At 64.3% G+C, this 8,945-nt stretch carries 13 protein-coding genes; 5 read left to right on the top strand and 8 right to left on the bottom strand.

Annotated elements, in window-relative coordinates:
- The 6 genes from DMC18_RS17105 to DMC18_RS17085 all read right to left on the bottom strand — a co-directional run.
- On the bottom strand, positions 1–319 hold a 319-nt coding region (locus DMC18_RS17105; RefSeq protein WP_370444627.1), incomplete at its 3' end, for a hemerythrin domain-containing protein.
- A gap of 98 nt (positions 320–417) precedes the next feature.
- On the bottom strand, positions 418–600 hold the full coding sequence (locus DMC18_RS17100) for a hypothetical protein (protein ID WP_101716315.1): 183 nt from the start codon (positions 598–600) through the stop codon (positions 418–420).
- A gap of 44 nt (positions 601–644) precedes the next feature.
- Entirely contained in the window at positions 645–794 is a 150-nt protein-coding gene (locus tag DMC18_RS26115) for a hypothetical protein (protein WP_158285927.1), read from the bottom strand.
- Positions 794–1,585 carry an SDR family oxidoreductase gene (locus DMC18_RS17095; RefSeq protein ID WP_110117677.1) on the bottom strand — a complete coding sequence of 264 codons (792 nt, stop codon included), beginning with the start codon at positions 1,583–1,585 and terminating at the stop codon, positions 794–796. Before DMC18_RS17095 ends, DMC18_RS26115 begins: the two co-directional genes overlap by 1 nt.
- Positions 1,585–2,775: a zinc-dependent alcohol dehydrogenase gene (locus DMC18_RS17090; protein ID WP_110133135.1), complete on the bottom strand. Its 1,191-nt coding sequence runs from the start codon at positions 2,773–2,775 to the stop codon at positions 1,585–1,587. The genes DMC18_RS17095 and DMC18_RS17090 overlap by 1 nt, the downstream gene beginning before the upstream one ends.
- 26 nt (positions 2,776–2,801) lie before the next feature.
- A complete protein-coding gene (locus DMC18_RS17085) occupies positions 2,802–3,389 on the bottom strand; it encodes an SRPBCC family protein (RefSeq protein ID WP_110117678.1) in 588 nt (195 codons plus the stop codon).
- 84 nt (positions 3,390–3,473) lie between these two features.
- On the opposite strand from DMC18_RS17085, the gene DMC18_RS17080 reads away from it, so the two are divergent.
- Together DMC18_RS17080 and DMC18_RS25675 are read left to right on the top strand one after the other, a co-directional pair.
- Positions 3,474–4,622, top strand: a complete 1,149-nt coding sequence (locus DMC18_RS17080; RefSeq protein ID WP_233245121.1) for an iron-containing redox enzyme family protein — start codon at positions 3,474–3,476, stop codon at positions 4,620–4,622.
- 225 nt (positions 4,623–4,847) lie between these two features.
- Complete coding sequence (locus tag DMC18_RS25675) at positions 4,848–5,108, top strand: hypothetical protein (protein ID WP_146218104.1); 261 nt, start codon at positions 4,848–4,850, stop codon at positions 5,106–5,108.
- A 30-nt stretch (positions 5,109–5,138) separates the two neighbouring features.
- On the opposite strand, the gene DMC18_RS17075 is transcribed toward DMC18_RS25675, so the two are convergent.
- Entirely contained in the window at positions 5,139–5,858 is a 720-nt protein-coding gene (locus DMC18_RS17075) for a Crp/Fnr family transcriptional regulator (RefSeq protein WP_233245122.1), read from the bottom strand.
- 146 nt (positions 5,859–6,004) lie between these two features.
- Between DMC18_RS17075 and DMC18_RS26110 the strand changes: the two genes are divergently transcribed.
- The 3 genes from DMC18_RS26110 to DMC18_RS17065 all read left to right on the top strand — a co-directional run bounded on the left by DMC18_RS26110 (position 6,005) and on the right by DMC18_RS17065 (position 7,457).
- Positions 6,005–6,205 carry a hypothetical protein gene (locus tag DMC18_RS26110; protein WP_158285926.1) on the top strand — a complete coding sequence of 67 codons (201 nt, stop codon included), beginning with the start codon at positions 6,005–6,007 and terminating at the stop codon, positions 6,203–6,205.
- A complete protein-coding gene (locus DMC18_RS17070) occupies positions 6,202–6,960 on the top strand; it encodes a Crp/Fnr family transcriptional regulator (RefSeq protein ID WP_158285925.1) in 759 nt (252 codons plus the stop codon). The genes DMC18_RS26110 and DMC18_RS17070 overlap by 4 nt, the downstream gene beginning before the upstream one ends.
- A gap of 203 nt (positions 6,961–7,163) precedes the next feature.
- Positions 7,164–7,457: a hypothetical protein gene (locus DMC18_RS17065; protein ID WP_110117681.1), complete on the top strand. Its 294-nt coding sequence runs from the start codon at positions 7,164–7,166 to the stop codon at positions 7,455–7,457.
- A gap of 1,122 nt (positions 7,458–8,579) precedes the next feature.
- Here DMC18_RS17065 and DMC18_RS17060 read toward each other — a convergent pair.
- Positions 8,580–8,945, bottom strand: a 366-nt coding sequence (locus DMC18_RS17060; protein WP_110133134.1) for a toxin-activating lysine-acyltransferase, incomplete at its 5' end; no start/stop codon positions are given.

Genomic DNA, 8,945 nt, shown 5'->3' with positions numbered 1-8,945 from the left:
CCTCGATCTCGGCGATCAGCTTCTTGGCGCCGTCGTGCTCGACATAGGCCTCGTCCAGCATGTCGTCCTCAATCTCGCCGCGCTCTTCCGGATAGAAGATTTCTTCCTCGATCTGGGTGTGGACCTTGAGGGCCAGGGCGATCTTGTTGAACAGGACGAGCTTCTCACCGTCGTCCTCGAGTTGCTCGTATTCGTCGAACCAGCTCTCGACCTGGCGATGGTCCTTCTTGAGCAAGGTGATGGCGAGGGGATCGCGACGCCCGGTGCGTCGCGTGCGGCGGCTCTTGGCGGGGGCTTTGGACTTGGCGGCGGCGACCATGGGACGCTCTCCTCTAAGGCTTGCATTGGTTATTGAAGTAGGACGCATCCAGAAACCGCGCCAAAGTCGGACTGGACCGCCCCTCGAGCGGACGCGACCTAGGGGGCCTTGCCCTTGAACGTGTCACCGACCTCGGCGGCGCTGGGGCCGTCCGGTCCGGCGGCTTTCTGCTCGGCCTTGCCAGTGCGAACCGTCCCCTTCTCCGAGACCAACCCAGGTCGCTCCCCCGGCGGCAACGCCGCGTTGGACTGGCGCCCTTCCGTATTGGGCTTGTCGCTCATAACCTTCTCCTATCGCCGTGAAGCTACCGGTTTGCGCTGTTCCCTCAGTCCGCGCCGTTACCCGGATCGTCAGCCGTCGGGTCGCAGGTCGCATCGGTCTTGCGGTTCGGGTCGAGCGCCGCCGGCGGCGGCGCCTCAAGGCCCGCATCCCTGTCCCCAGGCTTCTGCGAACCTTCTGGGTCTTGGGCGCCCATCATCGGTCTCCCGACCCCGGCTCGGCCATCTTGCGATGCTGCTCGGCCAGCACGCTCTGGGGCGTCACCGCCGCCATCGCCGCTTGCAACTTGTTCTTGAAGCCGGCCACGACGTCACCCTCGCCCTTTTGCATGGCGCGATAGCCCGCGAGCGCGACATCGGCGGGATCTGCCTTCTTGGGATCGGCCCCGACCTTAGTGTCGAGCATGTCGGCACGGTCGAAGAACTCGGTGTCGGTCGGACCCGGCATCAGGCAGCTAACCGAAACGCCGGTTTCCTTGAGCTCGTTACGCAACGCCCAGGCGAAACTGTCGAGGAACGCTTTGGTGCCATTGTAGACGGCTTGGAAGGAGCCTGGCATCAAGCCGGCGATCGAGCCGGTGATCAGGATCCGCCCGCGGTCGCGGTCGCGCATGTCCCTGGCCACCTGCTGGATCAGATAGACCGTGCCGGTGATGTTGGTGTCGATCACGAACCGAGCGTCGTCCCAGTCCTGGTCGAGGAAGCCGTGACCCAGGCCCCGGCCGGCGTTGGCCATCAGGGCGTCCACGGTGCGATCGCCGACCAGGTCCAGTAGTTGGTCGACGCCTTGCGTGGTCGACAGGTCCACCTGCAGGGATTGGACCCGCGTGCCGTGCTGTTTGAGACCGGCATGGGCCTCGACGATGGACGGTTCGTCGGCGGCGATCACCAGGTCGTAACCGTCTTCGGCCGCCAGCTTGGCCAGTTCGTAGCCGATGCCCGACGAGGCGCCGGTAATCACGGCCAGGGGGCGTTGTTCCTCGATCATCAGGCGGCTTCCTTCTGCCAGTCAGGCTTGAGGACGACCTTGGTCACCTCGTTCTGGTTTTCCTTGAACATCTTGTAGCCGGCCGGGGCGCTCTCCAGCGGCAGCCGGTGGCTGATCAGGAAGGTGGTGTCGATGACCCCATCGCCGATCAGGTCGAGCAGCGGCCGCAGGTACTTGTGGACGTGGGTCTGGCCGGTGCGGATCTGCAGGCCCTTCTCCATCAGGGCGCCGATCGGGATCTTGTCGCCCATGCCGCCATAGACGCCGGGAATCGAAACCCGCCCGCCGGTGCGGCAGGCCATCAGCACCTCGCGCAGGACATGGGCTCGGTCGGTGCCGACCCGCGTGGCCACTTTTACCGCGTCCACGACATTGTCGATCGAGAAACCGTGGCTCTCCATGCCCACCGCGTCGATGCAGGCGTCCGGACCGATGCCGCCGGTCATAGCCATCAGGGCCTCGCGGACCTTGACATCGTGATAGTTGATCACCTGCGCGCCCATGGACCTGGCCAGATCCAGACGATGGGGGTGATGGTCGATGGCGATGACCTTGTGCGCGCCCTGGATCAGCGCGCTCTGGACCGCGAACAGACCAACGGGCCCGCAACCCCAGACCGCCACCGTATCGCCCGGCTCGATCTGGCAGTTCTCCGCCGCCATCCAACCGGTGGGCAGGATGTCCGACAGGAATAGCACCTTGTCGTCCTCCAGCCCGTCGGGAATGACGATGGGGCCAACGTCGCTATAGGGCACGCGGACATATTCGGCCTGGCCGCCGGCATAGCCGCCGGTCATGTGCGAATAGCCGAAAAGGCCCGTCATCGCCGTCCCGTAAGCGATCTCGCCCAGGTCCTGGGTTTCGGCCGGGTTTGAGTTCTCACAGCCGGAGAACTGCTGCTTTTCGCAGTGGAAACACTTGCCGCAGGCGATCACGAAAGGGACGACGACGCGCTGGCCCTTCTGCAAGGTCGAGCCGGGACCGGTCTCGACAACCTCGCCCATGAACTCATGGCCCAGGAGGTCCCCGCGCTCCATGGAGGGGATCATGCTGTCGTAGAGATGCAGATCCGAGCCGCAGATCGCAGTCGAGGTGATCTTGATGATCGCATCGCGGGGATTGACGATCTTGGGGTCTGGAACGGTGTCCATCCGTACGTCGTGTTTGCCGTGCCAGGTCAAAGCGCGCATCGGCGGCTCCATCAATTGGGTTGGGGTCAGCCTTGCGGCGCGGCGTTGGAGGTTTTTGCGGTGGAGATCTCGCCCGTCTCCATCAACTGCTTGAACCGGCGCAGCTCCCGGCGCGCCTGGATCTTGGGTTCCTTCTGGAACAGTTTGGCGATGAGCTTGCCCAGGTCTCCCCCCGGCGGCTCGTAGATGATGGTGGCGGTCACTTCGGTCCCCCGTCCGGGCGGACCATCGCGAAACTCCACGCGACCGAAGTTCTTGATGTCGGCGCCTTCAACCGACTCCCAGGCCAGGAGCTCGTTTTCGACCTCGTCGGTGAGGACGCTTTCCCACGCCACGGTCTTACCCGCCGGCCCCTTGACCACCCAGCGCCAGCGGCGATCGTCGCTCGGCGTGATACTTTCGACGTCCTCCATGAAGTGCGCCAGGTTTCGAAAATCGCGCCAGAACGCATAGAGCTCGGCGCGCGGCCGATTGATGGTGACGGTGCGCCCCACCAAGGCGGCCTCGCGCCAGCCGCGCTCCTCAGCGACCTCGTGGGCGATATCGCGCTGGTGCACGGCGGCGGTCAGCGGCGCGTCGCTTTGCAGCGCGCGGCCGATGGTCTCTTCGGACATCCTCGATCTCCTGGGTTCGGCGGATCAACCACCCGCCGTCGCCGTTGTTCCGAAAGCCAAGGTCCAGGCCAGGCGCCCCATCAAATGACGGTCCGCGGCGAAAACCGTTCGATCGCCAAAGGCAGCAAGGTTCTTTTGACGCGCGGCGCTGAGCCGGCTTGTCGACATTGGAACACGCGCCGGGGCGTGTCGTTTGTGCTGCTCGCCGCTGATGACGCGGCCAGTGCAACCGCGGGAGAAGGCCAGGACGTGCGATCTGCGTTCACGCCGACCTTTTCCCGCCTTATCGGAGTGCCAACCATGTTCGGTGGCGATCGCCTCTCGCGCCTTGGCGGCTTCAGCCCGCAATTTCCTGACGCCGACGCCTTGCACAAAGGTCTGGCGCACTGGAACCACCGCCGCCTGTCGCCCGCGACGCCGAGCGCTGATTGGCGCTGCACCATCGAGGAAGAGCGCCTCATGAAAGCGGTCGAGGGCGAGTTTATCGAAGCCTTCCGCGATCTAGTCGCGCCCTTGGTCGAGGCGGTCCCGCAAGAGGCCGAAGCATTCGTGGCGTGGTTCGAGGCGCTGAAGGACCACGGCCCCGGCCAAGGGGATTCCCTGTTCGGCTGGCTGCAGGGCGCGGCCAGCCTTGAGGATATCAAGTGGTTTCTGACCCAGGAGGCGGCGGGCGAGGCCGGATTCGACGATCTGGTCGCCTTGACCCAGGTGAAGATCCCAGACCGCGCCAAGCTCGAACTGGCCCGCAACTACTGGGACGAGATGGGTCGCGGCAGCGCCAAGGGGATGCATGGCCCGATGCTCTCGCGAACGACTGCGACCCTGGGCCTGACCCCCACCATCGACACCACGCTTTGGCAGTCACTGTGCCTAGCCAACACCATGACCGCCTTCGCCACCACGCGCCGTTATGCATGGCACTCAATCGGCGCCTTGGGGGTGGTGGAGCTGACCGCGCCAACGCGGGTGTCTTGCGTTGACGCCGGTCTCAAGCGTGTCGGCGTTTCGCCCGAAGCCCGCAAATACTTCGCGCTTCACGCCCATCTCGACATCGAGCATTCCAAGGCCTGGAACACTGAGGCCCTGCTGCCGCTCGTAGCGGAAGATCCCACGCGCGCTCGCTACATCGCCGAGGGCGCGGTGATGCGGCTGATCTGCGGCGAGCAGTGCTTTGAGACCTATCGCGCTCATCTTTGGGCCCACGCCCCCCCTCTGGTCTACGCGGCCGAGTGATCGCCATGACGACCATCCTGGATGTCCTGCCCTGCGGTGCGTAAAGATCGCCGAGACGGGCGAGGTTCTCTTCTTCACCGCGCGCCGGCGCGCTATCGCTCAAGCCCGACGCCTGGCGCACGCCTGGCCGCGGAGCCCCAGGGTCGAGGTCCACGCTCGACGGGCGCCAAGCCCTGAGCCCTGGCGCGCCCCGGATAGCTTTGCCTATCCTTTGGGAGCGCCGGCATGACCACGCAAGCGCAGTGCGCCCTCACGCCGGCGGCGACGCGCTCGAAGAACGCCGCTGGCGAAGTGGTCATCCGCTTCACCGTCTCGCCAACCCCGGCAGGCCACTGGCTCTGGAGGGTATTCGAAGGCGATGGGCAGCAACGTGTTCAGGGCCTGGCGGCGTCTCGAAAGCAGGCCGCCGCGTTGATCATCCACGAGCTTCTCAGATCGCGCGCGCCGCCGACGCGCGCACGAAAACGACGGTCGACCGGGCGTTAAAGCGCTGATGGTCAAGATCGGCGGCGGCGATCAGACGGGGTCGTTCTGGAGGCGAAGATAGGCTGGGTCGAACTGGCCAAGCCGCGCCAAGGACTCCCAATCGTTGATGGTCATGTGACCGGCCTTCCAGTCCACGAGCCCCTGGCGCCGCAGGTCCATAAGCACTCTATTGACGTGGACCTGAGTCAAGCCGAGCACGTCGCCCAAATCAACCTGTGTCATGGGCAGAACAAATCCGAAGTTCCGGGCGATGCCGGCCGCCTCGAGCCGCAGATAGAGTTCGCAGATCAGGTGCGCCAAGCGACTGGCCGCGTTCTGTTGCCCAAGCGCCACCAGCCACTGGCGATGGATCGCCGCGTCGACCACGGTTTCCAGCCAGAGCAACCGCATCAGATGCGGCTGCTGTTCGCTAAGGCGACGCAGATCCTCGTGGGCGGCGGGCGCGACGACGCAATCGGCCAAGGCCACGACGCCGTGATCCATCTGCCGCATCAGAAGGCTGTGCAGGTCGACAAAATCGCCGCCGATATTGATCTCGGTGAGCTGACGCCCGCCGGTCGGCGTCAGCGTGAAACGGGCGCAAAAGCCGCTGACGACGAAGGTGCTGAAATCGGGCCGGTCGCCGGGCTCGACCAGCGCCTTGCCGGCGGCGACCCTGCGCGTTGGCCCGAGAAGGCCGGCCAGCGCCTCGCGCTCGATCGGAGAGATGACGTCGCGTCTTGCCATCTTTTCGATGAGAGGCGTGATCACTGGGGCTGGCGGCATAGCGACATGGGGAAACTCCCCTCTCCCTTTACGGACAAAGAGCTTTAAGGCCGTCAAACGATCGAGCCGATAACCTAGATCAACGCGAACCTGCTGCGAGGGGCCTAGACTCCTCGCGCCTGGAGGTTTCGTTGCTCACTCCGCTTATCTTTATCGGCGTCACCGACGATTGCAGGACGACGTTTGTCGATCTGGATGTCGAAACCGTAGATCCTCAGCACCGTGCTCAAGCCTTGCTGGCCGAGCATCGCAGCTGCCAGGAGATCGAGATCTGGCGCGACGAAGAACGCATCGCCGTCGTTACCCGCTCGCCAGCGGAACCGCCGGCTTGAACCGTCTTTTGATAGCCAGCCTCGACCGGTTCGGGCCTTTGCGCGAAGGCGTTCGCGAGCGCCTGTCGGAGTGCGCCCCCACGTCTGAGACATTCGAGGCTGGTGATCTCATCCTGGCTCCCGGCGAGCGCTCGTGCTTGCGGCTCCTGGCGCGCGGTCTGGCCGTGAAGCAGACGGTGCTCAGCGACGGCGGGCGCCAGATCTTCAGCGTGGCCACGCCTGGCGACCTTATTGACCTGGCCGGCCTCTTTGTCGGGGTCGACTACGAGGTGCGCGCGCTGGCGCCTTGCGAGGTGCGGAAAATCAGCGCCCCGGATCTTCGGGCCATGCTGCGCGACCATGCCAGTCTTCTGGCCACGCTCTGCCGCGCGGTGCTGACCGAGGCGCGCGCCCAGCGAAACGGCCTCATCAGGCTGGGACGGCGATCGGCGTCGGCGCGGACGGCCAATCTCTTTTGCGAGATCTACTGGCGTCAAAAGACCTTGGGCCTGGCCGGCGACAGCCGTTGCGCCCTGCCGGCTGTGCAGAGCGACATCGCCGACGCCCTAGGACTTTCTGTGGTTCATATCCATAGGGTGCTGCGCGGCCTTCGCGACGATCACCTGGCGGTGGTCAAGAACGGCGTTCTGCAAATTCTCGATTGGGATCGCCTGGCCGCGCTTGGCGGCTTTGATCCTGAAGTCTTTCGCCCCCAGACCGAGGCTAGTGAAGGGTCTGTCCTGCGTCGTCCCCAGCCGAGCCGACAGGAGGCGTGATGCGTGACCAGGATCATCAATTGATCAGCGGAGCGCGATCAAGGAACGGCCGGCTTGTCAGGGGCTTCAGCCAAGGATCAAGACCGGCTCCAGGGGAGCCTTGAACTGTTGAACCGACGGGCGACAGTCCGCGGAGGGGTCAGGTCTCACCGGCCGCCGCGCGTCGACAGCACAGGATCGAGGCGCCACGCGGGCGTGTGAGCATGACCACCTTTCACTTCGACATCGACAGCGACGGCGCGGCCACGACCGAACAGGTTGATGCGGCCGACGCTCCCGCGGCGATCAGACAAGCCTTGCTGCTGGTCTCGGAAATTCTCCGCGACCATGCGCTTTGCGATCACACCGCCATATCCCTGCGCATCAGCGTCCGCAGTCAGGACGAGCAGGTCGTGTGGCAAGGCAGCGCCCGCGGGCTTCAGCCGGTCGTGGAGGACAACGACGTCAAGGACCCAGGCGAGACCCGAGCTGATCGCCCAGGGTCAAACCCGCTCTGAGGCCTTTGCCGCTTGGGTGTTCGCTCAAGCCAAATAGCCCGTCCCAACCAGTCCGGATCACCGCCCTCCGGCGCCGGAAGGGGAACAGCGCTTGTCCTAAGTATAACACCGCTACGATCCAGCCCGAGCCGGAAGGGGCTGCTTATGCCCCTTGCTCGCGCGAGAGCGCCTAGCCGACACGCGGCGGCCTCATCCACACTTCGACCTTATGAACGGCGCCGGGGCCATGTTCGTTGAGGGCGATCTCTGCGCGCCAAGCGGCCACGTCAGGATGCCGGTCGAAGAAGGCGAGGTCATGGGCCGCACGGACCTCGAAGAGGCTGTCCGCGGGACGATCGGGAATCTCGCCACGCGTGTCCAGGCGCTGCCCCGCCGAGGAGCTCGGGCCTGTATTAATTTTCAGAGATAATGAGAATTATCAGAGAAAAATGAGAATATACATGCGCGCAACTTGACGACGAGGCGAAAACAATCATGGTCTTTATGCACAAATATTAAGAAAGCGCAGCAATGGCTCTGTCGCCGAGCTTAGGGACATTAAAGCCGGAAGCTATAGTCATACTCCAGGTGAGCCGCCAGAGACCTTCCCAACGGGAGCGATGAGTCAGTGCTCGCCTATACGCGACTGCCGTACCTCATCTCATTGAGGTAGCCAATAACTGCATTACCCCATCCTCGGCGACGAGCTGCTGGGCTGCTTTTCCATCACGCGCCGGTATCGGATGAGATCGTAACCACTCTCGCGCTCGTTCTTCCGAACCGAGTATGTCACCTGATTGCGCGGCGATCTGTTCGATGACTAGAGCCAGCCTCTGACTCGACAATCGCTAGCCAGACCTCAGGGAAATGCCCTCGTCGTTTCCGAATCCCGCTGAGCATCAATGGAAAGAGCATAGTTCATCTACGGTGTAATGAGAGCCGACCACTCACTCCGCCAGCATCACATGTCTGCGCTCAGAGACGGTTAGGCGCCCTTTAGCGGAAACCTAGACGTGGACCCCGGTAGCCGGCGCGCCGATGCATCCCCTCGGTCGGGAACGGGATAGAATGCGGCAGGCTGGGCCAGGAAAGACCCAATGCGCCCGCCGCGGCGAGAGTAGCGATCAGCACGACGACACGAACTCAGGCTTGGGGCTGCGGGGGATAGGAGACGACTTGGCGCTGGCCGTCGGCGCCGATGGTGTGGAACTTGAAGGTCTGGCCGGGGAAGACGTTGGCGGCGAGGTCGACGAGGATCTCGTCCTGACCGCCGAACGGAGCGACCAGCTCCATCAGCCAGGGACGATCACCGGCCTGCCATTCGTCGGCCCGCAGCTTCTTGGCGCCGGCCGCCAGGCGCTCTTCGGTCTCCTCGGAGACGAACGCCCAGAAGGCCACGGCGGCGGGGCTGTTGGGACCGTTCCAGATGCGGAACTGCTCCAGCAGCACGGCCGGCATGGCGAACCATTCCAGGTCGCCGATGAACAGCTGCTTGTGCACCGGCGACTG

The organism is Caulobacter sp. D5, from assembly GCF_003185805.1.
GTDB lineage: Bacteria > Pseudomonadota > Alphaproteobacteria > Caulobacterales > Caulobacteraceae > Caulobacter.
Note: the sequence above shows the minus strand (reverse complement) of the source record. Positions and strands in the feature narration are given on the sequence as shown.